This window comes from Actinoplanes sp. NPDC051405, assembly GCF_055586185.1.
This window is the reverse complement of the sequence record NZ_JBVJIR010000021.1, coordinates 977-24,381: the sequence shown is the minus strand read 5'-3', so window position 1 is coordinate 24,381 and position 23,405 is coordinate 977. Positions and strand designations below refer to the sequence as shown.

The window sequence follows — 23,405 nt, the reverse complement described above, 5'->3', positions numbered from 1 at the left end:
GAGCGGGACGGTCTCGACCGGCTCTGGACGCCGCACCGGATGGCGTACATCTCGGGGGCTGACCGGCCCGAGGGCGGTTATGAGGCACCGGCCGGCTGCCCGTTCTGCGTGGCGCCCGGGCTCGACGAGGGGGACAGCCTCGTGGTGGCCCGCGGTGAGCAGGTCTTCGCGGTGCTCAATCTCTATCCGTACAACCCGGGCCACCTGCTGGTCTGCCCGTACCGGCACGTCGCCGACTACACCGAGCTGACCGACGCCGAGACCGTCGAGCTGGCCGGGTTCACCCAGCGGGCGATGCGGGTCATCCGGCAGGTCAGCAGCCCGCACGGCTTCAACCTGGGGATGAACCAGGGCGCCGTGGCGGGCGCCGGGATCGCGGCGCACCTGCATCAGCACGTGGTGCCGCGGTGGGGCGGCGACGGCAACTTCATGCCGGTGATCGGCCGGACCAAGGTGCTGCCGCAGATGCTCGGCGACACCCGCGCGCTACTGGTGAAAGCCTGGGGCGAGGCTTAGGGCCCGGATCCCGGCGGCGATCTGCTCCGCGGACGGCGCGCGGACCGGGTCGGTCAGCCACTGGGTCAGCACGCCCGACATCAGGGCCATCGCGACGGCGCCGATCGTGCGTACCGTCTGGTCGTCGATCGTCTCCTCGTCCCGGCCGGTGAGCATCGCGGCCAGGCCGCGGCGGCCCTGCTCGATGCCCTCGGCGAGCTGGGCCTTGAGCTCGGCCGAGTGCTCGCTCTGCAGCATCGCCTCGATGCTGGCGAGCCACAGCTCGCGGTGGCTGCGGATGCTGCCGATCACCCGCTGCCAGTAACGCACCAGCGGGTCCGCCGACTCGTCGCCGGTGGCGGTGGCCAGCGCGAGCCCGACCGCGTCGCCCCAGTCCTCGATCGCGCTGAGCATGGCCGCCTGCATCAGGGCCTGGGTGGAGCCGTAGTGGTAGCCGATCGAGCCGAGGTTGGTCCCCGACGCCGCGACGATGTCCCGGGCGGTGGTCCGCGCATAGCCCTTCTCGAAGAGGCAGCGCTTCGCCCCGGCCAGCAACTCCTCGCGGTGTCCCATGGCCGCCATCCTAAGTTCTATACAAACGTATAAGACGTTTGTATAGTAACCGCCATGACACAGCGCGACGTACTCATCTCCGGCGCCGGCCTCGCCGGTCCCGCCCTGGCCCACCAGCTGCACCGGTACGGCTTCCGTCCCACGGTCGTCGAGCGGGCCCCGGCCCGGCGCGACGGCGGCTACAAGGTCGACATCCGCGGCGCCGCGACCGACGTCCTCAAGCGCATGGGCCTCTACCAGGCGGCCCGGTCCGCGGACACCGGCATGCGCTACGTGACCTACGTCCGCCGCGACGGCCGGCAGATCGCCCGCCTCGACGCCGACCTGCTGATGGGCCGGCGCGGCGACGACCTCGAGGTCATGCGCACCGACCTGACCCGGATCCTGTACGACGCCACCGCCGCCGACGTGGAGTACGTGTTCGGCGACGCGATCGCCAGGATGACCGACGGCCCCGACGGCGTCGACGTCACCTTCGTCAGCGGGGCCACCCGCCGGTTCGCCCTGGTGGTGGGCGCGGACGGGGTGCACTCGGCCACCCGGCGCCTGGCCATGGGGGAGGTGCCGCTGCGCTACCTGGGCGCGCACATCGCGATCTTCGACGTGCCGAACGAGCTGGGCCTGGACCGCGAGGAGGTCTTCTACACCGAGCCGGGCCGGATGGTCTTCGCCTACAGCACCGGCGGCACGGCACCGGCCAAGGTCGGCATGGTCTTCGGCGCGGAAGAGCCGGCGCTGGGCCGGGAGGTGCTGGCGGACCGCTTCGCCGGCCTGGGCTGGCAGGTGCCGCGCTTCCTCGACCTGCTGCGCACCACCGACGACGTCTACTTCGACGCGCTGAACCAGGTCGAGCTGCCGCGCTACTCCGCCGGCCGGGTCGTGCTGCTCGGCGACGCCGCGCACTGCCCGTCCCCGGCGGCCGGCCAGGGCACCAGCATGGCCCTGGTCGGGGCCTACCTGCTGGCCGGCGAGCTGGCCGCGGCGGCCGGCGATCACCGGGCCGCCTTCGACCGGTACGAGGCCAGGCTGCGCCCGTACGTGGAACGCAACCTGGCCTTCGGCGTCAAGATGGCCGGCGACATGGTCCCGGGCGGCCGGCTCTCGCTGGCGGTGCGCAACTACGGCATGCGCACGCTGAAGTACCACCCGCTCAAGCGGCAGCTCATCGAGCGCGTGACCCGGCCGCTGCACGACGCGGCCGACGCCATCGAGCTGCCGTCCTACCCGATGGCGCCGGTCGCGTGAGTGTGTCTATCTGCTCGCATGCTCCTTGCGGATGGCGTCGGCCAGATGCGCGGGCATCGGCTCGTGCCGGGCGTAGGTACGGCTGAAGGTGCCGGCGCCCGAGGTGAGCGCGCGCAGCTCGACCGCGTAGCGAACCAGCTCGGTGGCCGGCACCTCGGCCCGGACCAGGCTGCGGTCGCCCTCCTCGGTCACCTCGGTGCCCAGCGGCCGGCCCCGGCGCCCGGACAGGTCACTCATCACCGCGCCGACATAGCTGTCCGGCACCCGCACCACGATCTCGTCGACCGGCTCCAGCAGCGTCACCTGGCCCTGCTCGGCGGCGGTCCGCAGGGCCAGCGCCCCGGCCGTCTGGAACGCGGCGTCGGAGGAGTCGACGCTGTGCGCCTTGCCGTCCACCAGCGTCACCCGCAGGTCGACCACGGGGTAACCGGCCACGATGCCCCGTTCGAGCTGGGCGCGTACCCCTTTTTCCACCGACGGGATGTAGTTGTGCGGCACCGCGCCGCCCACCACCTTGTCCACGAACTCGAAACCGCTGCCGCGCGGCAGCGGCTCGACCGTGATCGAGCAGACGGCGTACTGGCCGTGGCCGCCGGACTGCTTGACGTGCCGGCCGTGACCCTGCGCCGGGGCGCTGAAGGTCTCGCGCAGGGACACCTTCACCGGCTCGGTGTCCAGCTCCACGCCACCGGCGCGCAGCCGTTCGAGGACCACGTCGGCGTGCGACTCGCCCATGCACCACAGCACCTGCTGGTGGGTGTCGGGGTTGCGTTCCAGCCGCAGCGTGGGGTCGCCGGCGACGAGCCGGGCCAGGTTCTTGGCCAGCGCGTCCTCGTCGGAGCGGGTCTTGGCGACCACCGCGATCGGCAGCAGCGGCTCCGGCATGCTCCACGGCTCCATGAGCAGCGGCTGGTCCTTGGCCGAGATGGTGTCACCGGTCTCGGCGCTGCCCGACTTCGTGATCGCGCAGATGTCCCCGGCGACGCAGGCGCTCACCTCACGCAGCTGCGCGCCCAGCGGGGAGTAGACGTGCGCGATCCGTTCGTCGGCGTCGTGGTCGGGGTGCCCCCGCTCGGTGAGGCCGTGCCCGGAGACGTGCACGGTCAGCTCGGGGCGCAGCGTGCCGGAGAAGACCCGGACCAGCGAGACCCGGCCGACGTGCCGATCGATCGTCGTCTTGACCACCTCGGCCACCAGCGGGCCGTCCGGGTCGCAGATCAGCGGCGGGCGGGGGCTGCCGTCCACCCCGGTGACCACCGGCAGGTCGTGCTCCAGGGGCGACGGCGCGGCGCTGACCAGGCCGTCGAGCAGGGCGTCCAGGCCGACCCCGGTCGCGGCGCAGACCGGGATGACCGGGTAGAAGGTGCCGCGGGCCACGGCCTTCTCCAGATCCGGGATCAGCGTGTCGGTGCTGATCAGCTCGCCGGCGACGTACCGGTCCATCAGGGTCTCGTCCTCGCTCTCGGCGATGATCCCCTCGATGAGCAGGTCACGGTCGTCCTTGATGGGCAGCAGGTGCTCGCGCTCGGCCTCGCCGGCCCGCGGCGGATAGCCGGCCGAGTAGTCCAGCACCTTCAGCGTGACCAGGCCCAGCAGGCCGGCGATGGAGGAGCCGTCGTCACCGAGCATGGGCTGGTAGATCGGCATGACGTTCTCGCCGAACGCCTCCTGGCACTCCTGCAGGGTGCCCTCGTAGTCGGCGCGCGGATGGTCGAGCCGGGTGATCGTCACGGCCCGGGGCATGCCGATCGCGGCGCACTCCTCCCAGAGGGAGACGGTCGCCTCGTCCACGCCGTCGACCGCCGAGACCACGAAGACGGCGGCGTCCGCGGCCCGCAGGCCGGCGCGCAGCTCACCCACGAAGTCGGCGTAGCCGGGGGTGTCGAGCAGGTTGATCTTCACTCCCTCGTGCACCAGCGGGGCGCACGAGAGGGAGACGGACCGCTGCTGGCGTACGGCCGCGGGGTCGTGGTCGGTCACCGTGGTGCCGTCCGCCACCGTGCCCGCACGCGAGATGGTGCCGGTCGCCGCGAGCAGCGCCTCGACCAGCGTCGTCTTGCCCGCGCCGGAGTGGCCCACCAGCACCACGTTGCGTACTCTGCCGGGCTCGGTCACCACCGGTGCGGTGAGCCCTTTCTCCTGGGTCTTCTGCGTCATGGTGACGCCCTCCTGTCGGCAGCCGCGGTCGGCGCCCATTCTCCCGACCCCGTCGGCTGCCGCGGGACCCGGGCGGGCATTCCTGGCTGTTACGCCCCCCGTCCTTGGATCTGACACCCGGCGCAGTCGCCCCCGCAACCCTTTGTAGTCAGTAACCGGCCTTTGTGACGATCCGGCGACGCGTGACGCACGCCGTACCGGTTCTCCCCGGTCGCCGTTATGGTGGGACGGCCATGGCAAAGATCGTCAGCGTGCCCGCCCGCGCCCTCGTGTCGTACGTCCTCCATCCGACCGCCCGCCTCCTGCTGCGCCTCGGCGTCACCCCGAACGCGGTGACCGTCGCCGGCACCGTCGGCGTCCTGATCGGCGCCCTGGGCTTCGGCGCCCGCGGTGAGCTGTTCTGGGGCACCGTGATCGTCACGGCCTGCGCCCTCACCGACGCTCTCGACGGCACGATGGCCCGCCTGCGCGGACCGTCGGGCAAGTTCGGTGCCCTGCTGGACTCGTCGATGGACCGCATCGCCGACGCCGCGGTCTTCGGCGCCGTCGCCTACTACCTGGCCGGCGAGGGCAATCCGTACGGCGGGATGGTCGCCGCGCTGATCTCGCTCGCCTTCGGCCAGGTCGTCTCCTACGTCAAGGCCCGCGCGCAGAGTCTCGGCCTGGACGCCGACGTCGGCATCGCCGAGCGCCTCGAACGCCTGCTCATCGTGGGTGTCGGCGGTCTGCTGGGCGCCGCCGGGCTGGAGTGGGGCCTGCCGGCCGCGCTCTGGGTGCTCTCGGTGCTGTCGATCATCACGGTCTTCCAGCGGCTGATCCACGCGGCCAAGTCCGACGTCGTCCCGGCCGGGCCCACGTCGGCCGGGCCCGCTGCGGGCGGGCCCTCGTCGGCCGGGCCTCCGCCGGCCGGGCCGGCTGCCGCCGCCGGGCCGGCGGAGCCGGAGGGTCCGGCGTGACCTCTCGCCGTGATCAGCTGACCGAGCTGGGTTACGCCGCCGGCTGGCGGGTGACACGGATGCTGCCGCTGCGCGCCGCCCGCGCCGTTTTCGACCGGGGCGCCGACCGTGCGGCCAAGGCCAACGGGCCCGGCACCCAGCGGCTGCGCCGCAACCTGCGCATGGTGGTCGGCCCCGACATGCCGGAGGCCGAGCTCGACGAGCTGGTCCGGGCCGGGCTGCGCTCGTACGCCCGCTACTGGATGGAGGCCTTCCGGCTGCCCTCGCAGAGCCGGGCCGACTTCCTGCGCGACTTCGATCTGGTCAACGCCGACGAGTTCCACCGCGTGCTGGGTGAGGGCAAGGGTGCGATCCTGGCGCTGCCGCACATGGCCAACTGGGACGCGGCCGCCGCCTGGCTCGTCTCGCACGACTACCGGATGATCACGGTCATGGAGCGGCTCAAGCCCGAGGGGCTGTTCGAGCGCTTCATCGCCTACCGCGAAAAGCTCGGCATGGAGGTGCTCCCGCTCACCGGCGGCCAACGGCCACCGCTGGACGTGCTCGCCGAAAAAGCCACCCAGGGGTACGCGGTACCGCTGCTCGCCGACCGTGACCTGTCCGCCCGCGGCATCGAGGTGCGGTTCTTCGGCGGCCGCACCCGGATGCCGGCCGGCCCCGCGATCCTGGCCCTGCGCACCGGCGCCCCGCTGTACGCGGCCGACCTGTGGTTCACCCCGACCGGCTCGCTGGGCCGGATCCGCCGCATCGAGCTGCCCGAACCGCACGAGGGCGCCCTCGACGTCCGCGTCAAGATCACGACTCAGCGGCTGGCCGACGCGTTCGAGCTGGGCATCGCCGAGCACCCGCAGGACTGGCACATGCTGCAGAAACTGTGGCTCGACCAGAGCGCCCGGGTCTGAGGGGCGGGGCAGCGTGCGGATCGGGATCGTCTCGCCGTACTCGTTCGACGTGCCGGGCGGCGTGCAGAACCACATCGTCGACCTCGCCGAGGCCCTGATCACGCTGGGACACGAGGTCAGCGTGCTGGCGCCGGCGGACGAGGACGCGGAGCTACCGCCGTACGTGGTGGCGGCGGGGCGGGCGATGCCGCTGCCGTACAACGGCTCGGTGGCCCGGATCGCCTTCGGCCCGGTGTCGACCGCGCGGGTCCGCCGCTGGCTGGCCCGCGGCCGGTTCGACGTGCTGCACGTGCACGAGCCGCTCACGCTGAGCCTGTCGCTGCTGGCCGTGCTGTCCGCGCGCGGCCCGGTCGTGGCCACCTTCCACACGGCGATGGTCCGCTCCCGCGCGCTGGCCGCGGCCCAGGGCTTCCTCCAGCCGGTGGTCGAGAAGATCACCGCCCGCATCGCGGTCAGCGAACTGGCCCGCAAGGTGCAGGTCGAGCACATCGGTGGCGGCGCGGTGGAGATCCCGAACGGGGTGGCGGTGGCCAAGTTCGCCACCGCGCAGCCCCTGCCGGGCTGGCCGGGCGAGGGCGGCACGCTGGGCTTCCTGGGCCGCTTCACCGAGTCGCGCAAGGGCTTCGAGCTGCTGCGTACGGCGTTCGTCACGCTCGCCCGGCAACGGCCCGGCCTGCGCCTGCTGGTGGCCGGACCCGGTGACCGCGGCGACCTGTACGACGACATCCCGCCCGACCTGCACCCCCGGGTCGAGTTCCTGGGCCTGGTCAGCGAGCCCGACAAGGCCCGGATGCTGCGCAGCGTGGACATCTACGTGGCCCCCAACACCGGCGGCGAGTCCTTCGGCATGATCCTCACCGAGGCGATGGCGGCCGGCGCGACGATCGCAGCCAGTGACCTCGACGCGTTCCGCCGGGTCCTCGACGGCGGCCGGGCCGGGGCCCTCTTCCCGACCGGCGACACCGAGGCATTGACCGCGGTGCTGGCGGAACTGCTGGACGACCCGCAACGCCGGGCAACGCTGGCCGAATGCGCCGGCGAAGTGGTGAAGACCTTCGACTGGCCCAGCGTAGCCAACCGTGTACTGGAGGTATACGCGACGGCGATCGAGGCTACGGACGGTCGCGTTTTTGACGAAGAGTGGGCCGAACCACGCTCCGGGACGTAACTCTCCGACACAAAACGGCACTACGATGCCCCGCATGTGGTGGGTCATGGGTGCGCTTGCGGTGGCGGCTGTGCTGTCGGCGTACCTCGCCTGGACGGCCCACCGCGTCGAACGAGTCCACGTCCGCGCCGCCTCAGCAACCCGCGCCCTCGACGCCCACCTGCTCCGCCGAGCGGCCGCCGCAGCAGTGGTTGCGGAGAACACCGACTTCGCCGAGCTGTACGCGGCCGCACGCCTGGCCCTCGACGCGGAGCCCGACGAACGCGAGGCAGCGGAGAACGACCTGACCCGCCAGTTGCAGGACGTCCGGCTGGCCGGCACCGACCCGGCAACCCGCACCCTGGTGGCAACGAGCCGCCGCGTGGTGCTGGCCCGGCAGGTGCACACCGACCTGGTACGCGACGCGCTCACTGCCCGCCGGCGACCGCTGGTGCGCCTGCTCCGGATGGCCCGGCACTACGAACGCCCCCGCTACTTCGACATCGTCGAGCCGCACCTCCCGGAACCACTGACGGTGACGCAGCGCCCGGCCCCGGAGCCGCCCGTCCCGGTCTCGACTTGAGCTTTCTCGGCCCCTGAACCGAACGGCAACCGTGGCGCCCCCGTTCTGCGCTCCCCGGTTTCGTCAGGGTCCCGAAGTGGATGGCATGACGGACACGCAGATTGTTGAGCTGGGGCTGCAGGCCATGACCATCGCCGCGAAGATGTGCGCGCCGGTGCTGTTGACCGCGCTGCTGATCGGTTTCGCGATCTCGTTGTTCCAGTCGGTGACCCAGATCCAGGAGGCGACGCTGTCGTTCGTCCCGAAGGCGGTGGGCGTGGGTGCGGCGATCCTGTTCTCGGGGAACTGGATGTTGCACGAGATGGTGACCTTCACGACGCAGCTGTTCGAGAAGATCCCGACCCTGGTCGGCTGACCTCCCGAGCAACGCAAAGGGCCGCCCACCGGGCGGCCCTTTTTCGCGCCTGCCTCGTCGGAGAACCTGCGCCGGCCCGTGCTTTCGTGGTGGCCAGTAGATCTAGGTAAAACTGGCCCCTATGGCGGCCAATTTTTACCAAGATCTCTCAGCCGACCCGCGCCGCGCCCGCCCATCACCCCGCCCGCTGGGTGGCCGGGCCACCCCGCCACCTGAGCCACCCCCGCCACCTGAGCCCCCCGCCACCTGAGCCACCCCCGCCACCTGAGCTCCCCCGCCACCTGAGCTGCTCCGCCGCCCACCCGCCCACCCAGCCACCCAGCCGCTCGGCTGGCCCGGCAGCCGGCCCGGCCAGCCGAATCGCGCCGCCCCGCACCCCGGGGCAGCGCATGAAGCTCCGCACCACCCAAACCCGCCCCGAGCAGCGCGAAGCGCAACCAGACCTGGAGGCGAAGCCGGGGTTTGCCCGCAGCGTGGGCGAGAGCGAGTGGTCCCGCACAAGGCAGGGAGCGAAGCGACCGACCTCGGCGTGAGCGACGGTCAGCACCCCCCACCCAGCCACGACCACGGATTTGATCTTGAGGGAGCAAAGATGAAGCAAAGATGAAGCAAGAGGAAGGAAGGCCGGAGCAGGCCACCTAGGGGTCGATTGGCCATCGGTGGCACCTCCCGACCGCCGTAAAATCGCAGCGAGATCAACCCCTTTAAGGAGTCTTCGCTGTGTCCAGCTCTGAGAGCCCCACGTCCCTCACCGGTACCGCTCGCGTGAAGCGGGGGATGGCCGAGATGCTCAAGGGTGGTGTGATCATGGATGTGGTCACGCCGGAGCAGGCCAAGATCGCTGAGGATGCCGGTGCTGTCGCGGTCATGGCGCTGGAGCGGGTGCCGGCGGACATCCGGGCCCAGGGTGGCGTTTCGCGGATGAGTGATCCCGACATGATCGACGGGATCATCAGCGCTGTCTCCATCCCGGTCATGGCCAAGGCGCGGATCGGGCATTTCGTCGAGGCGCAGGTGCTGCAGTCACTCGGGGTCGACTACGTCGACGAGTCAGAGGTGCTGACGCCCGCCGACTACGCCAACCACATCGACAAGTGGGCTTTCACCGTGCCTTTCGTCTGTGGCGCCACCAATCTTGGTGAGGCGTTGCGGCGGATCACCGAGGGTGCGGCCATGATCCGTTCCAAGGGTGAGGCCGGCACCGGCGACGTCTCGAACGCCACCACGCACATGCGCACCATCCGCGGTGAGATCCGCCGGCTGACGTCGCTGGCCGAGGATGAGCTGTTCGTCGCGGCCAAGGAGTTGCAGGCGCCGTATGACCTGGTCAAGGAGGTCGCCGCGGCCGGCAAGCTGCCGGTTGTCATGTTCACCGCGGGCGGCATCGCCACCCCGGCCGACGCGGCGATGATGATGCAGCTCGGTGCCGAGGGCGTTTTCGTCGGCTCCGGCATCTTCAAGTCCGGCAATCCCGCCCAGCGTGCCGCCGCGATCGTCAAGGCCGTCACTTTCCACGACGACCCCGACGTGATCGCCAAGGTGTCGCGCGGGCTGGGTGAGGCCATGGTCGGCATCAACGTCGACGAGATCCCGCAGCCGCACCGGCTCGCCGAGCGCGGTTGGTAGGACCACAAACCAAGGTCAAATACAGGTGTCGTGCCTGGGTGCATGGTGCTGACCGTCGCTCCCGCCGAGGCCGGGCGCAGGGCCCCGAGGAGCTGTCGCTCCAGAACAGGACCCTGCGCCCTTCCTTCTGCGTGAGTGGCGAAAACCTTTTGAGGGGTACATGAACATCGGAGTGCTCGCCCTCCAGGGCGACGTACGGGAGCATCTGTCCGCCCTGGCCGAGAGCGACGTCCTGGCCCGGCCGGTCCGCCGGCCCGAGGAGCTCGAGCAGGTCGACGCCCTGGTGATCCCCGGCGGCGAGTCCACCACCATGAGCAACCTGGCCATCACGTTCGGGCTGCTCGAGCCGATCCGCAAGCGCATCGCCGGCGGGATGCCCGTCTACGGCTCCTGCGCCGGCATGATCATGCTGGCCACCACCGTGCTGGACGGGCGGCCCGACCAGGAGTCCTTCGCCGGGATCGACATGACCGTGCGGCGCAACGCGTTCGGGCGGCAGGTGGACTCGTTCGAGGCCGACGTGGCCATCGACGACATTGCCGGTGACGACTTCCACGCCGTTTTCATCCGGGCGCCCTGGGTCGAGGAGGTCGGCGCGGAAGTCAGCGTGCTGGGCCGCGTCACGTCCGGGCCGGCCACCGGTAGGATTGTCGCCGTTCGGCAGGGCAACCTGCTCGCCACGGCTTTCCACCCGGAGCTCACCGGCGACCTCCGCGTCCACCGGTACTTCGTCGAGATCGTTCGTCAGTCCTCAGCCCGTTAAGGGGCGGCGGCGGGGCGGTTGGAAGGGCAGGCCGAAGACGCACGGTTAACACGGAGGTTTTGTATGTCCGGCCACTCCAAATGGGCGACGACGAAGCACAAGAAAGCTGTCATCGACGCCAAGCGCGGCAAGATGTTCGCCAAGCTGATCAAGAACATCGAGGTCGCGGCCCGCACGGGCGGTGGTGACCCGGCCGGCAACCCGACGCTCTACGACGCCATCCAGAAGGCCAAGAAGAGCTCGGTCCCGAACAACAACATCGACAACGCCGTCAAGCGCGGCTCCGGCCTGGAAGCCGGCGGCGCCGACTGGCAGACCATCATGTACGAGGGGTACGGCCCCAACGGCGTGGCGCTGCTTATCGAGTGCCTGACCGACAACCGCAACCGCGCGGCGACCGAGGTCCGTACGGCCCTGACCCGCAACGGCGGCACCTTCGCCGACGCCGGCAGCGTGTCGTACCTGTTCAACCGCAAGGGCGTGATCATCGTCCCGAAGGCCGGCCTGTCCGAGGACGACCTCATGCTGGCGGTCCTGGACGCGGGCGCCGAGGAGATCAACGACCTGGGCGACTCGTTCGAGGTGGTCAGCGAGCCGACCGACCTGGTGGCCGTCCGCACGGCACTGCAGGAAGCCGGCATCGAGTACGACTCGGCGGAATCCTCCCTGGTCCCGACCATGACGGTCCCGGTGGACGAGGAAGCGGCCCGCAAGTGCTTCAAACTCATCGACGTCCTCGAGGACTGCGACGACGTCCAGAACATCTACGCGAACCTCGACGTGAGCGACGAAGTGATGGCAGCCATTGACGCGTGACGGGTAGTCATGCGACCAGTAGGGTGAGGGGGTTGGAAGTGACCGATCCACAGGAGGGCGCTTTGACCGACCTGGCGACCAGCCCCATCACCGAGGAAGAGATCGACGCCGAGCTTCTCACCGAGGCGCAACGGCAGATCTCCGCGCCGTCGCTGAATGCGGCGATCAACGAGGCGCTCCGCCGCCTGGTCGAAGAGGAGCGAGGAAAACGTCGCGCTGCGCTGGAGCGGCTCCAGCGGATGCACGACGAAGGTCTCTTCGACTACAGCCAGCTGGACGCTGCTGAAGAATGAGATACCTCGTCGACTCCAGTGCATTGACGCGCATCATCCGACGGCAGGTGGATCCGGTCTGGCACGAGCTGGTGCAGCGCGGCCTGCTTTCTCTCTGTGAGCCGGTGCTCGCCGAGACGCTGCAAATCGCGGACACGAAGGAATACGCCGAAACCGAAACCACCCTGACCGACACTTACGTCGCGGTCACCATCCCGGATGGCGTGTGGGACCTCTCTGCTGCCCTCCGCCACGAGCTCGCACCGCGTAGTGCGCATCGAGGACTCTCCGTGGCGGACCTCGTCGTGGCGGCCACGGCGATCAAGTTGAAGTTGACTGTGCTGCACGAGGACGCCGACTACGAGACGGTCGGGCGGTTCGTGCCCCAGCTTCGCCAACGCCGGATCAGTCTCGGCCCCGAAGCGGCGTGGTAGCGGCGCCTGCGCGGGTGCTCAGGTGGTGGCGGAGAACTGGGACATGAACTGGACCATGCCGCCGACCAGCAGGACCATGCCGCCGCCCATTCGGAGGTAGCGGTGCCACAGGTAGCGGCGGTAGGCGTGCACCCAGGCGATTTCCGCGTCCGCCACCACCTCCGAGCCGGCGCGGACTGTCGACGGGAGGAAGTAGGCCAGTTGCTGGGCCAGTGACTCGTCCGGTGGCTTCGGCGGGCGTTGATACAGGGCGGTTGTCGCCGGGGCGCCGACCGGCTCCAGGGCCCTCTCCGGCAGGGCGTTCTCGCGGAGGACGTTCACCTCGACCGGGTAGATCTGGTCCTCGCGCCACTGCTTCGTGCGGGCTGTCAGGCGGCGGTCCAGGTGTTGGGCTGCGGCGTCGCGGTGGGTGAGGCGGCTGATCCAGGTCAGCCAGCGCCACCGGCCGGCCAGGTCGGTCAGCACCTGCATGCACAGCTCCGGCGCCGAGCGGTCGCCGCCGACCAGCCGGGCCGCCTCGTCCAGCAGCATGTCGCGCCGCGCGGCCACGAAGGCGATGAACTCCGGCGGTGTCTCGTCCTCCATCGGCGGGATCAGGTAAGCCATGGTGACCTCCCGACCCCCATGGTCGGCGCACCGCCGAGCCGGCGCAAGACGACCACCAAGACCACCTTGGCCATGCAATCAGACGGCAGGGCGAGGGTGGCCGTTCATGAGCCGCCAGGCGATTGGCCGCCCTCGCCCGACCTCGGCGGGAGCGACGGCCAGGGCCAGGCAACCAGGCACGACATGTCCTTGACTCTGATCTTGATCGAGATGTGTGTGTCGCTCGCAGCCGGACGCGGCCCATCCCATAGGGTGTCGAACACACGTCCGAGGGGAGTTCTGGTGCGGGTGCTCGGCATCGACCCGGGGTTGACCCGATGCGGCGTCGGCGTGGTCGAGGGTGTGCCCGGCCGGCCGGGCAAGCTCATCGGCTACTACGTCGTCTACTCCGAGCCCGACGAGGACATCGCGCTGCGGCTGCTGCATCTGGACAAGTCGCTCGGGGAGCTCGTCGCCGAGCACAAGCCCGACAGTGTCGCCGTCGAGCGGGTCTTCAGCCAGCACAACGTCCGTACCGTGATGGGGACCGCCCAGGCCAGCGCCGTCGCCATCCTGGCCGGGTCGCGGGCCGGGCTTCCCGTCCAGACCTACACGCCCAGCGAGGTCAAGGCGGCCGTCACCGGCTCCGGCACCGCCGGCAAGGCCCAGGTCACCAGCATGGTCACCCGGCTGCTCGGGCTGGACGCCCCGCCGCGCCCGGCCGACGCCGCCGACGCCCTGGCCCTCGCGATCTGTCACATCTGGCGCGGTGGCACCCGCGCCCGCATCCAGGCCGCGGCCGTGGCCGCCGCCTCCGCTCGCAGGGGAGGACCCCGACGATGATCGCCAGCGTGCGTGGCGTGGTGGCCGCGATCGCCACCGACAGTGCCGTGATCGAGGTGGGCGGTGTCGGCCTGCAGGTGCAGTGCGCGCCCGCCACCCTGGCCGGGCTCAAGTCCGGCGCCGAGGCCCGGCTGTCGACCAGCATGGTCGTGCGGGAGGACTCACTCACCCTGTACGGCTTCGCCGACGACGACGAGAAGCACCTGTTCGAGCTGCTCCAGACCGCCAGCGGGGTCGGCCCGCGGCTGGCCCAGGCGGTGCTCGCCGTGCACCAGCCCGAGGTCGTCCGCCGCGCGGTGTCCAGTGGGGACATCGCCACCCTGACCCGGGTGCCGGGGATCGGCAAGAAAGGCGCCGAACGCCTGGTCCTGGAGCTGCGCGACCGCATCGGCGCGGTGTCGACCGGGCCCGACGGGGTGGCCGGCTCGCTCAGCGGCGGCTGGCAGGAGCAGGTGCGCCAGGGTGTGATCGCGCTCGGCTGGTCGGCGCAGCAGGCCGACCAGGCCGTCGTGGCGGTCGCCGAGTCGATCGACGGTGAGGTGCCGGCCGTGCCGGTGCTGCTGCGCCAGGCGATCCGGCTGCTGGGCCGCACCCGATGACCGACGATCCCGGCGACCTCGTCTCGCCGTTCGCCGAGGACGAGGAGCTCGACGCCGAGGCCAGCGTCCGCCCGCGCCGGCTGGCCGACTTCATCGCCCAGCACCGCGTCCGCGACCAGCTCGAACTGCTGCTCAAGGGTGCGATGGGCCGCGGCACCCCGCCCGATCACATCCTGCTCAGCGGGCCGCCCGGCCTGGGCAAGACCACCCTGGCCAACATCGTGGCCGCCGAGCTGGGCACCGGCATCCGGACGACCAGCGGCCCGGTCATCGAACGCTCCGGCGACCTCGCGGCCATCCTCACCGGACTCGCCGAGGGTGACGTGCTGTTCATCGACGAGATCCACCGCATCGCCAAACCCGCCGAGGAACTGCTCTACAGCGCCATGGAGGACTTCCGGGTCGACGTGGTCGTGGGCAAGGGTCCCGGGGCCACTGCCATCCCGCTCGACGTGGAGCCGTTCACGCTGGTCGGCGCCACCACCCGGGCCGGGCTGCTCTCCGGGCCGATGCGCGACCGGTTCGGATTCGTCGCCCACCTGGACTTCTACTCACCCGCCGACCTCGACGCGCTGCTGCACCGGTCTGCGCGCATCCTCGGCGTGCCGATCACCCCGGAGGGCGCGGCCGAGATCGCCGGACGGTCCCGCGGCACCCCGCGCATCGCCAACCGGCTGCTGCGCCGGGTCCGCGACTACGCCGAGGTGCGCGGCGACGGCATCGTCGACGAAGCGACCGCCAAGGCCGCGCTGACCGTGTACGACGTCGACCAGCTCGGACTGGACCGGCTCGACCGGGCTGTGCTGCGCGCGCTCATCGAGTCGTTCCGGGGTGGGCCGGTCGGGCTCTCCACCCTCGCCGTGGCGGTGGGGGAGCAGTCCGACACCGTCGAGGAGGTGTGCGAGCCGTTCCTGGTGCGGGCGGGGCTGCTCGCGCGTACGCCGCGGGGCCGGGTCGCCACCGACGCGGGCTGGCAGCACCTCGGCAAGCGGCCGCCGGAGGGGCGCGGCACCATGCCGCAGCAACCTGACCTGTTCGCCCGGGACGCCGAAAGCTCTCCGTAATGTGAACGTGACGTGTGCCGCTTACTTACTTCCCAGGTAGAGGGATTAGACTCGCCGCCGTTCGAACGGGATGTGTATATCGCCCCGTCGTGTGCCCCACGCCGCGCCGCGGGCCCCTGGGCCAGTCTGGAAGGTCGTCTTCGTGTCTATCGCAGCTCAAGCGCAGGGCGGTGGCAGTTTCACGCCATTGCTTCTGATCGTCCTGCTCTTCGGCGTCATGTATTTCATGATGATCCGCCCGCAGCAGAAGCGGCGCCGTGAGGCTCAGCAGATGCAGTCCGCGCTCGGTCCCGGCGACGAGATCGTGACCATCGGCGGCCTGCACGCGACCGTGGTGGACGTGGCCGACGACGTCGTGACCGTGGAGATCTCGCCCGGGGTGAACGCCCGCTTCGCCCGTCCGGCGATCGCCAAGGTCGTCAAGCAGACGCCGGTCGACGAGGTCGTCCCCGCCGACGAGCCGGTCGCCGACGACCCGGTCACCGAGCCCGGCGCGACGACGCCGATCGAGAGCCCGGTCGTCGAGACCCGCAAGACCAAGGACTGACGGCTGCGGCCCGTTCCCACCGCGGGCCGCACCGGAAAAGTACGACAGGCCGTGAGGCGGGGCAGCCGGACGGCTCGTTGTTGTGAATAATCGGCGCCGGGCAAATCGGCCGGAAACCCGCCCGCGCGGCGGGCCACCGGCCCGGCGTCCGCCTGCCCCCCGATTCATCCCCAGCGCCGCGCGCTCCCGCCGCGGCCGAAAAGCACGAGGAGATCGACAGTCGTGGCACGACCACCACAGGGACAGAGTCATCCCGGGCGGCAGCTCGCCGTGCTCGGTCTCCTCTTCGTCATCCTCTATGCCCTCGTCTTCTTCGGCGCGGGCGCCAAGGGTGACTGGCGCGAGCGGCTCGAGCCCAAGCTCGGCCTCGACCTCGTCGGCGGCACCCAGGCGACCTACGTCGCGTCGCTGCAGTCCAACGGGCAGCCGCCGCCGCAGACCAGCATGGAGGAAGCCCGCAAGATCATCGACCAGCGGGTCAACGCGCTCGGCGTGGCCGAGGCCGAGGTCGTCGTCGAGGGCAACCGCAACATCGTGGTCTCCGTCGCCGGCGAGGCCGACGACCAGCTGAAGAACGTCGGCCAGGCCGCGCAGATGCGCTTCCGCAAGGTGCTCAAGGCGACCGGCGACAACGCGGCTGTGGCGGCCAACCCGCCGTCCGCGAGCGCCGCGCCCAGCGGGGCCGCGCCCAGCGCGAGCGCCGGCACGGCTCCGAAGGTCACCGGCAGCACCGCGCCGTCGGCGTCCACCGGCGGTCAGGGCGGCGGCGAGCGGGCTCCGAGCCCGAGTGCCCCGGCGCCGTCCGCCTCGGCCCCCGCGCCGGCCCCGTCCGCCTCGGCGGCGGCCCCGGCTCCGGTGTCGGCCGACATCAAGACCCAGCGCGCGGCCATCGAGAAGAAGGTCGGCGCGAAGGCGTGGGCCGCGGCCGAGAAGCTGACCGACCCGGTGGACCTGTCCACCGACCCGACGGCCGGCGTGCAGTTCAAGGCGTTCGGCACGCTCACCGGCCAGGAAGTCAACGCGCTGAGCCCGGAGATGCAGTTCAACGTCCCGACGATCGGCTGTGAGAACCAGCTCGACAAGCGGCCCAACGGCGCGATCGACGCGATCGAGTCCAAGGTCGTCGCCTGCCAGAGCGGCGCGAAGATGTACCTCGACGTTGCCAAGGTCATCGGCACGGACATCGACACCGCCACCCCGCAGCTCGACCAGCAGCAGGGTCAGTGGGTCGTCTCCCTGGACTTCACCGGCCCGGGCCAGGCCAAGTGGACCGCGCTCACCCGTGAGGCGTTCCAGCCGGCCGCGAACGACACCTGCGTGGCCGCCGCGCAGGCGCTGTCCACCGGCGCGACGCACTGCCTCGTCGCCGTGGTGCTCGACAAGACGGTCATCTCCGCCCCCGAGATCCAGGGCGTGCTGACCGGCCAGTCGCAGATCACCGGCCAGTTCGACGCCGCCTCGGCCAAGGAGCTCGCCGACCAGATCAAGTACGGCGCGCTGCCGGTCACCTTTGAGCCGGCCGCCACCCAGTCGGTCTCCGCGACGCTGGGCAAGCAGCAGCTCGAAGCCGGTCTGCTGGCCGCCGCCATCGGTATGGGCCTGGTCGCGATCTACTCGTTCTTCTACTACCGGTTGCTGGGCACCGTCATCTTCCTGAGCCTGATCCTGTCGGGTCTGCTCACCTTCGGCGCGCTGGTCGTGCTGGGCCGGGCCACGGGCTTCACGCTCACCCTGGCCGGCATAGCCGGTTTCATCGTCTCGCTCGGTGTGGCGGCGGACTCGTTCGTCATCTACTTCGAGAGACTCAAGGACGAGATCCACGAGGGGCGCAGCGCGCGCAGCGCCGTCCCCCGGGCCTGGGCCCGCGCGCGGCGTACCATCATCTCCGCGAACACCATCACGATCATGGCCGCGGTGGTGCTCTACATCGTGTCGATCGGCGCGGTGAAGGGCTTCGCCTTCGCGCTGGGCCTGTCCACGATCCTCGACCTGGTCGTGGTGTTCCTCTTCCGGCACCCGATCATGACGATGTTCGCCAACACGAAGGCGTTCATGTCGCCGCGGGTCAGCGGCCTCGGCCGCGCCCTCAAGCGCGCCCCGACCGACGTCAAGGAGGCCTGACATGGCCAGCAAGGGTTTTGCCGACCGCCTCTACCGTGGCGAGGCGAACCTGAACATCGTCGGTCGCCGCAAGATGTGGTTCGCGATCGCCGGCGCGCTGGTGCTCATCGCCCTGGGCAGCTTCCTGATCCGGGGCTTCCACCTCGGCATCGAGTTCGCCGGCGGCACCCAGTTCGTCATCCCGGCCAGCGTCGGCACCCAGCCCGAGGCGCAGAGTGCCGTGGCCCGCGCGGTCGAGACCGCCGGCGTGGCCGAGGCGGCCGACATCGGCACCGCGCAGAAGGTCGGCAACGGCCCGGACGCGACCTACACGGTCCGGACCGAGGCGCTGACCCAGGAGGAGTCGACCGCCGTCAAGAACGCGCTGGTGGCCGACCTCAAGGTGCCGGCGGAGGACATCAGCGACAACCGGGTCTCCGCGGCCTGGGGCACCCAGGTGACCCAGCAGGCGCTGCTCGGTCTGGCCATCTTCCTGGTGCTGGTGCTCGGTTATCTGATCGTGCGGTTCGAGTGGCGGATGGCGGTCGCGGCCGTCGCCTCGCTGCTGCTCGACCTGGTGCTGACGGCGGGTGTCTATTCGCTGGTCGGCTTCGAGGTCACGCCGTCCACGGTGATCGGCTTCCTGACCATCCTCGGTTTCTCGCTCTACGACGTGGTCGTGGTGTTCGACAAGGTGCAGGAGAACACCCGCGGCATCACCGCGGGCAGCACCCAGACGTACAGCGAGGCGACCAACCTCGCGGTCAACCAGACCCTGATGCGTTCGATCAACACCGGTCTGGTGGCGCTGCTGCCGGTCGGCGGTCTGCTGTTCATCGGGGCCGGTCTGCTGGGCGCGGGTTCGCTCAAGGACCTCGGCCTGGTGCTGTTCGTCGGCATGGGTCTCGGCGTCGTGTCCTCGATCGTCTTCGCGGCGCCGACGCTGGCCGCCCTCAAGGACCAGGAGCCGCGGATCAAGGCCCACACGGCCCGGGTGCTGGCCCGCCGTTCCGGGGTCCGCTCCGGCGACGTGGCCCGCGGCGAGCGCAACCGCCCGGCCGGCGCGACCTCGGCCGAGGAGGTTCCGGCCCTGGCCGGCTCTTCCACGCCGCGGCCTGGCGTGCGGCCCGCCGCCAAGCGCAACAACCCGCGTGGCGGGGGCGCGGGCAACCGGCCCAGCGGTGGCCAGAAGCGCCGCTGAGCACCACGTTCCAGGAACGGCCCGCCACCGCTTCGGTGGCGGGCCGTCGGCCTGTCTAGGCTGTCCGGCGTGACCCAGACTGACGAGGTACGCGGGGACAGCGGTCCCGAGGTTGCAAAGCTGGTGGCGAGCCGGGTGCTGGACGTACCGGACTTCCCCAAGCCCGGCATCGTCTTCAAGGACCTGATGCCCCTGTTCGCCGACGGGCCGGTGTTCCGCCAGGTGATCGACGGGATCGTGGCGTACCACGGGGTCGGCTCGTTCGACGTGGTGGCGGGCGTGGAGGCGCGCGGCTTCGTGGTCGCCGCGGCCATCGCCTACGCCACCGGCAAGGGCGTCGTGCCGGTTCGCAAAGCCGGCAAACTGCCCCGCAAGACCCACTCCGCCTCGTACGCCCTGGAGTACGGCGAGGCGACTCTCGAGGTCCACGAGGACGCTTTCGTGGCCGGGCAGCGCGTGCTGGTCGTGGACGACGTACTGGCCACCGGAGGTACGGCCGGCGCGGCGCTGGAGCTGGTCGAACGGGCCGGCGGCACGGTCTCCGGCTTCACGGTGCTGATGGAGCTGGGCTTTCTCGACGGCCGCAAGCGGCTGGCCCCGCGTACGGTCCATGCGCTGCTGACCGTTTGATCCGCATCTGCCCCCGGCGGTGGCACGGTTTCGGCGGATCGGGCCGGGCCATCCGGGAAGTGGGGGCGGGTAGGATGACGTTCTCAGCTAGGTGAGCAATGGTGGTGGACCGGACCGGTCGAGGACGACCGGTGGTCCCGGCGATGGTGTGAGGAGGCCGGTGTCCAGCGACGTCGCCCCTCCGACGGAGGGCACGGTGCAGCCGACCGGCGCGAAGGCGCCCGAGGCTGAGCAAGCCCCGAAGTCCGAGGCCCCGGTCACCGGGGAGACGCACGACCTCGAGTCCACCCAGCCGCTGTCCCCGGCCGACGAGCCGAGCAGCAGCTTCGGGCTGGCCAGTGCGCCCACCGGGCGACGGGTCCGGGCCCGGCTGGCGCGCTTCAACGCGCCGTGGCAGAGCACCCAGGTCAGCGAGGTGCTCGAGCCACTGATCGCGACCCACCGGGCCAGCCACCCCAAGGCGGACGGGCGGGCGCTGCAGCGTGCCTTCGACGTCGCCGCCCGCTGGCACTCGGGGCAGTACCGCAAGTCCGGTGACCCGTACATCACGCACCCGCTCGCGGTTGCCACCATCCTGGCCAACCTCGGGATGGACACCACGACGCTGGTCGCCGCCCTGCTGCACGACACGATCGAGGACACCGACTACGGCCTGGAGCAGATGAAGGCCGACTTCGGGGGCGAGGTCGCGCTGCTGGTCGACGGCGTCACCAAGCTCGACCGGGTCAAGCTCGGCGACGCGGCCAAGGCGGAGACGATCCGCAAGATGGTCGTCGCGATGGCCAAGGACCCGCGGGTCCTGGTGATCAAACTGGCCGACCGGCTGCACAACATGCGCACCCTGACCTTCCTGCCCCGTCCCAAGCAGGAGCAGAAGGCCAAGGAGACGCTGGAGATCCTCGCGCCGCTGGCCCACCGCCTCGGTATGAACACGATCAAGTGGGAGCTGGAGGACCTCGCCTTCGGCACGCTGTTCCCCAAGCGCTTCGAGGAGATCAACCGCCTGATCGGCGAGCACCAGCCGCAGCGGGAGGCGCTGCTGCGCCAGGTCACCCAGCGGGTGCAGCTCGACCTGAAGTCGGCCAAGATCAAGGCGGAGACCACCGGCCGGCCCAAGCACCTGTACTCGATCTACCAGAAGATGATCGTCCGGGGCCGCGACTTCAACGACATCTACGACCTGGTCGGCGTGCGCATCCTGGTCGACACGGTCCGCGACTGCTACGCCGCGCTGGGCGTCATCCACGCGAACTGGCAGCCGGTGCCGGGCCGGTTCAAGGACTACATCGCGATGCCGAAGTTCAACATGTACCAGTCGTTGCACACGACGGTCATCGGCCCGACCGGCAAGCCGGTCGAGATGCAGATCCGGACCTTCGCCATGCACCGTACGGCGGAGTTCGGCATCGCCGCGCACTGGAAGTACAAGGAGCAGAAGGGCGCGACGATCGTCGGCCCGCCCGCGCACATCGACGAGATGACGTGGCTGCGCCAGCTGCTGGACTGGCAGCGCGAGGCCAGCGACCCGAGCGAGTTCCTGGACGCGCTGCGCTTCGACCTGTCCAGCCAGGAGGTGTACGTCTTCACCCCCAAGGGCGACGTCATCCCGCTGCCGACGGGTTCGACCCCGGTCGACTTCGCGTACGCGGTGCACACCGAGGTCGGCCACAAGACCATCGGCGCCCGGGTGAACGGCAAGCTCGTGCCGCTGGAGTCGACACTGTCCAACGGCGACGTCATCGAAATATTCACTTCGAAGTCCGCCACGGCCGGCCCGACCCAGGACTGGCTCGGCTTCGTCAAGAGCCCGCGCGCCCGCACCAAGATCCGCCAGTACTTCAACAAGGAACGCCGCGAAGAAGCGATCGAGGACGGCAAGGAAGCGATCGTCAAGGCGATGCGCAAGCAGGGCCTGCCCCTGCAGCGCATGCTGACGAGCGACAACCTGACGACCATCGCCCGCGACCTGCACCTGGCCGACGTCGCCTCGCTGTACGCGGCCGTGGGAGAGAACACGGTCTCCGCCCAGTCGGTCGTGCAGAAGCTGGTCGCCGGCTTCGGCGGCGAGGAAGGCGCAGTCGAGGACATCGCCGAAACGGCCGTCGCGACCCGCCCGCCCCGCAACCGCAGCACTGCCCAGGACCCGGGCGTGGTCGTCAAGGACGTCAGCGACGTCTGGGTGAAACTGGCCCGCTGCTGCACCCCGGTCCCGGGCGACGCGGTGTTCGGCTTCGTGACCCGCTCCGGCGGCGTCAGCGTCCACCGCGAGGACTGCGCCAACGCGGAAGACCTGCGCGACCAGAGCGAACGCGTGGTCGAGGTGAGCTGGAAGCCCACATCCGCATCGACGTTCCTGGTCGCCATCCAGGTGGAGGCGCTCGACCGGCACAAGCTCCTGGCCGACGTGACCCGGGTGCTGTCGGAGGAACGCGTCAACATCCTGTCCGCGACGGTGACCACAACCCGCGACCGGGTGGCGGTCAGCCGTTTCACCTTCGAAATGGCCGACCCGAAGCACCTGGGCCACCTGGTGGCAGCAGTCCGCAAGGTAGACGGCGTCTTCGACGCCTACCGCGTAACCTCAGGCGCCTAACCAGCCCGGGGAACGCCCTCGCAGCATGAGGCGTGGGGGCGCCTGGGTGGCGGAATGCTGGAAGGGGTGCTGCCCCCGCCAGCGGCGTCGATGACGGACTCTGGCCGCCCGGCCGCTGTGAACTTTGCACTCCCGCGCGCTGCGTCGCTGGGCCGCGCCGCAGGGTCGTGCGGGGTCGGTGGCCCCGCGGTGCCCTCTGGGCCATGCCGCGTCGCTGGCCCGGGCCATGCCGCTGCCTCGCGCCGCCCGCCGGGCCGGTCCCGCTCGCTGGGCTGGGTCATGCCGCTGCTTCGCGCGGCCCGCTGGGCCGCGCGGGCCGTTTGGTCGTGGCAGGGCCGCGTCGCTGGGCTGGGCCATGCTGTTGCCTGGCGCCGCCCGCTGGGCTGGGCGATGCTCCCTGGCTGGGCCCCGCTGGGCTGGGCTATGCCGCTGCCTTGCGTTGCTCGCTGGCGCGCGCCGGGCTGTTTGGTCGTGGCTGGGCCGCGTCGCTGGGCTGGGCCATGCCGCTGCGTCGCGCGCCCACTGGGCGGCGCCGGGCCGTTCGGTCGTGGTTGCGCCGCGTCGCTGGGCTGGGCCATGCTGTTGCCTGGCGCCGCCCGCTGGGCTGAGCCATGCCCGCCCGCTGGGCTAGCCGCTGTCTTGCGCTGCCCGCTGGGCCGCGCCGGGCCGTTTGGTCGTGGCTGGGCCGCGTCGCTGGGCTAGGCGATGCTGTTGCCTGGCGCCGCCCGCTGGGCTGAGCCATGCCCGCCCGCTGGGCTGAGCCATGCCCGCCCGCTGGGCTGAGCCATGCTCGCTGGGCTGGTCATGCCCGCTGGGCTGGCCACGCCCGCTGGGCTGAGCCATGCCCGCCCGCTGGGCTGAGCCATGCCCGCCCGCTGGGCTGAGCCATGCTCGCTGGGCTGGTCATGCCCGCTGGGCT

General features: G+C 70.8%; 23 protein-coding genes. 20 read left to right on the top strand and 3 right to left on the bottom strand.

Annotated features, from left to right (window positions below; genetic code table 11):
* Positions 1 to 39 precede the first annotated feature (39 nt).
* Entirely contained in the window at positions 40 to 516 is a 477-nt protein-coding gene (locus ACZ6S4_RS36220; RefSeq protein ID WP_465479363.1) for an HIT family protein, read from the top strand.
* Here ACZ6S4_RS36220 and ACZ6S4_RS36215 read toward each other — a convergent pair.
* Entirely contained in the window at positions 487 to 1,068 is a 582-nt protein-coding gene (locus tag ACZ6S4_RS36215; protein WP_465479230.1) for a TetR/AcrR family transcriptional regulator, read from the bottom strand. The genes ACZ6S4_RS36220 and ACZ6S4_RS36215 overlap by 30 nt on opposite strands.
* A 54-nt stretch (positions 1,069 to 1,122) precedes the next feature.
* Here ACZ6S4_RS36215 and ACZ6S4_RS36210 point away from each other — a divergent pair, with 54 nt between their 5' ends.
* The gene (locus ACZ6S4_RS36210; protein ID WP_465479229.1) at positions 1,123 to 2,313 is read left to right on the top strand and encodes an FAD-dependent monooxygenase; all 1,191 of its coding nucleotides are present in this window, start codon (positions 1,123 to 1,125) and stop codon (positions 2,311 to 2,313) included.
* Between the two features lie 6 nt (positions 2,314 to 2,319).
* On the opposite strand, the gene ACZ6S4_RS36205 is transcribed toward ACZ6S4_RS36210, so the two are convergent.
* Positions 2,320 to 4,470, bottom strand: coding sequence for an elongation factor G-like protein EF-G2 (locus ACZ6S4_RS36205; protein WP_465479228.1), 2,151 nt, complete (start codon positions 4,468 to 4,470; stop codon positions 2,320 to 2,322).
* 233 nt (positions 4,471 to 4,703) lie between these two features.
* On the opposite strand from ACZ6S4_RS36205, the gene pgsA reads away from it, so the two are divergent.
* From pgsA to ACZ6S4_RS36155, 10 genes are all read left to right on the top strand, one after another.
* Positions 4,704 to 5,426, top strand: coding sequence for a phosphatidylinositol phosphate synthase (gene pgsA / locus ACZ6S4_RS36200; protein WP_465479227.1), 723 nt, complete (start codon positions 4,704 to 4,706; stop codon positions 5,424 to 5,426).
* Positions 5,423 to 6,328: a phosphatidylinositol mannoside acyltransferase gene (locus ACZ6S4_RS36195; protein WP_465479226.1), complete on the top strand. Its 906-nt coding sequence runs from the start codon at positions 5,423 to 5,425 to the stop codon at positions 6,326 to 6,328. Before pgsA ends, ACZ6S4_RS36195 begins: the two co-directional genes overlap by 4 nt.
* Before the next feature lie 13 nt (positions 6,329 to 6,341).
* Complete coding sequence (locus ACZ6S4_RS36190; protein ID WP_465479225.1) at positions 6,342 to 7,496, top strand: glycosyltransferase family 4 protein; 1,155 nt, start codon at positions 6,342 to 6,344, stop codon at positions 7,494 to 7,496.
* Between the two features lie 25 nt (positions 7,497 to 7,521).
* Positions 7,522 to 8,058 (top strand): hypothetical protein, encoded by a 537-nt coding sequence (locus ACZ6S4_RS36185; RefSeq protein ID WP_465479224.1) that lies wholly within the window; start codon positions 7,522 to 7,524, stop codon positions 8,056 to 8,058.
* Between the two features lie 85 nt (positions 8,059 to 8,143).
* Entirely contained in the window at positions 8,144 to 8,413 is a 270-nt protein-coding gene (fliQ, locus tag ACZ6S4_RS36180) for a flagellar biosynthesis protein FliQ (protein WP_212990639.1), read from the top strand.
* Between the two features lie 720 nt (positions 8,414 to 9,133).
* On the top strand, positions 9,134 to 10,039 hold the full coding sequence (gene pdxS, locus ACZ6S4_RS36175) for a pyridoxal 5'-phosphate synthase lyase subunit PdxS (protein ID WP_465479223.1): 906 nt from the start codon (positions 9,134 to 9,136) through the stop codon (positions 10,037 to 10,039).
* Positions 10,040 to 10,199: 160 nt separating this feature from the next.
* Entirely contained in the window at positions 10,200 to 10,802 is a 603-nt protein-coding gene (gene pdxT, locus ACZ6S4_RS36170) for a pyridoxal 5'-phosphate synthase glutaminase subunit PdxT (protein ID WP_465479222.1), read from the top strand.
* Between the two features lie 63 nt (positions 10,803 to 10,865).
* Positions 10,866 to 11,618: a YebC/PmpR family DNA-binding transcriptional regulator gene (locus ACZ6S4_RS36165; protein ID WP_465479221.1), complete on the top strand. Its 753-nt coding sequence runs from the start codon at positions 10,866 to 10,868 to the stop codon at positions 11,616 to 11,618.
* A gap of 38 nt (positions 11,619 to 11,656) precedes the next feature.
* Positions 11,657 to 11,911 (top strand): type II toxin-antitoxin system VapB family antitoxin, encoded by a 255-nt coding sequence (locus ACZ6S4_RS36160; RefSeq protein ID WP_465479362.1) that lies wholly within the window; start codon positions 11,657 to 11,659, stop codon positions 11,909 to 11,911.
* A complete protein-coding gene (locus ACZ6S4_RS36155) occupies positions 11,908 to 12,324 on the top strand; it encodes a PIN domain-containing protein (RefSeq protein WP_465479220.1) in 417 nt (138 codons plus the stop codon). Before ACZ6S4_RS36160 ends, ACZ6S4_RS36155 begins: the two co-directional genes overlap by 4 nt.
* Positions 12,325 to 12,342: 18 nt before the next feature.
* On the opposite strand, the gene ACZ6S4_RS36150 is transcribed toward ACZ6S4_RS36155, so the two are convergent.
* A complete protein-coding gene (locus ACZ6S4_RS36150; protein ID WP_465479219.1) occupies positions 12,343 to 12,930 on the bottom strand; it encodes a hypothetical protein in 588 nt (195 codons plus the stop codon).
* Between the two features lie 282 nt (positions 12,931 to 13,212).
* On the opposite strand from ACZ6S4_RS36150, the gene ruvC reads away from it, so the two are divergent.
* From ruvC to ACZ6S4_RS36110, 8 genes are all read left to right on the top strand, one after another.
* Positions 13,213 to 13,752 carry a crossover junction endodeoxyribonuclease RuvC gene (gene ruvC / locus ACZ6S4_RS36145; protein ID WP_360819574.1) on the top strand — a complete coding sequence of 180 codons (540 nt, stop codon included), beginning with the start codon at positions 13,213 to 13,215 and terminating at the stop codon, positions 13,750 to 13,752.
* A complete protein-coding gene (gene ruvA, locus ACZ6S4_RS36140; protein WP_465479218.1) occupies positions 13,749 to 14,351 on the top strand; it encodes a Holliday junction branch migration protein RuvA in 603 nt (200 codons plus the stop codon). The genes ruvC and ruvA overlap by 4 nt, the downstream gene beginning before the upstream one ends.
* Positions 14,348 to 15,415 (top strand): Holliday junction branch migration DNA helicase RuvB, encoded by a 1,068-nt coding sequence (gene ruvB / locus ACZ6S4_RS36135; protein ID WP_465479217.1) that lies wholly within the window; start codon positions 14,348 to 14,350, stop codon positions 15,413 to 15,415. Before ruvA ends, ruvB begins: the two co-directional genes overlap by 4 nt.
* 142 nt (positions 15,416 to 15,557) lie before the next feature.
* Positions 15,558 to 15,962, top strand: coding sequence for a preprotein translocase subunit YajC (gene yajC, locus ACZ6S4_RS36130; RefSeq protein WP_465479216.1), 405 nt, complete (start codon positions 15,558 to 15,560; stop codon positions 15,960 to 15,962).
* Between the two features lie 222 nt (positions 15,963 to 16,184).
* Entirely contained in the window at positions 16,185 to 18,083 is a 1,899-nt protein-coding gene (gene secD / locus ACZ6S4_RS36125; RefSeq protein WP_465479215.1) for a protein translocase subunit SecD, read from the top strand.
* A 1-nt stretch (position 18,084) separates the two neighbouring features.
* Positions 18,085 to 19,263 carry a protein translocase subunit SecF gene (gene secF, locus ACZ6S4_RS36120; protein ID WP_465479214.1) on the top strand — a complete coding sequence of 393 codons (1,179 nt, stop codon included), beginning with the start codon at positions 18,085 to 18,087 and terminating at the stop codon, positions 19,261 to 19,263.
* Positions 19,264 to 19,332: 69 nt separating this feature from the next.
* Entirely contained in the window at positions 19,333 to 19,893 is a 561-nt protein-coding gene (locus ACZ6S4_RS36115; RefSeq protein WP_465479213.1) for an adenine phosphoribosyltransferase, read from the top strand.
* Between the two features lie 160 nt (positions 19,894 to 20,053).
* The gene (locus ACZ6S4_RS36110; protein WP_433720047.1) at positions 20,054 to 22,486 is read left to right on the top strand and encodes a RelA/SpoT family protein; all 2,433 of its coding nucleotides are present in this window, start codon (positions 20,054 to 20,056) and stop codon (positions 22,484 to 22,486) included.
* Positions 22,487 to 23,405: the final 919 nt, after the last annotated feature.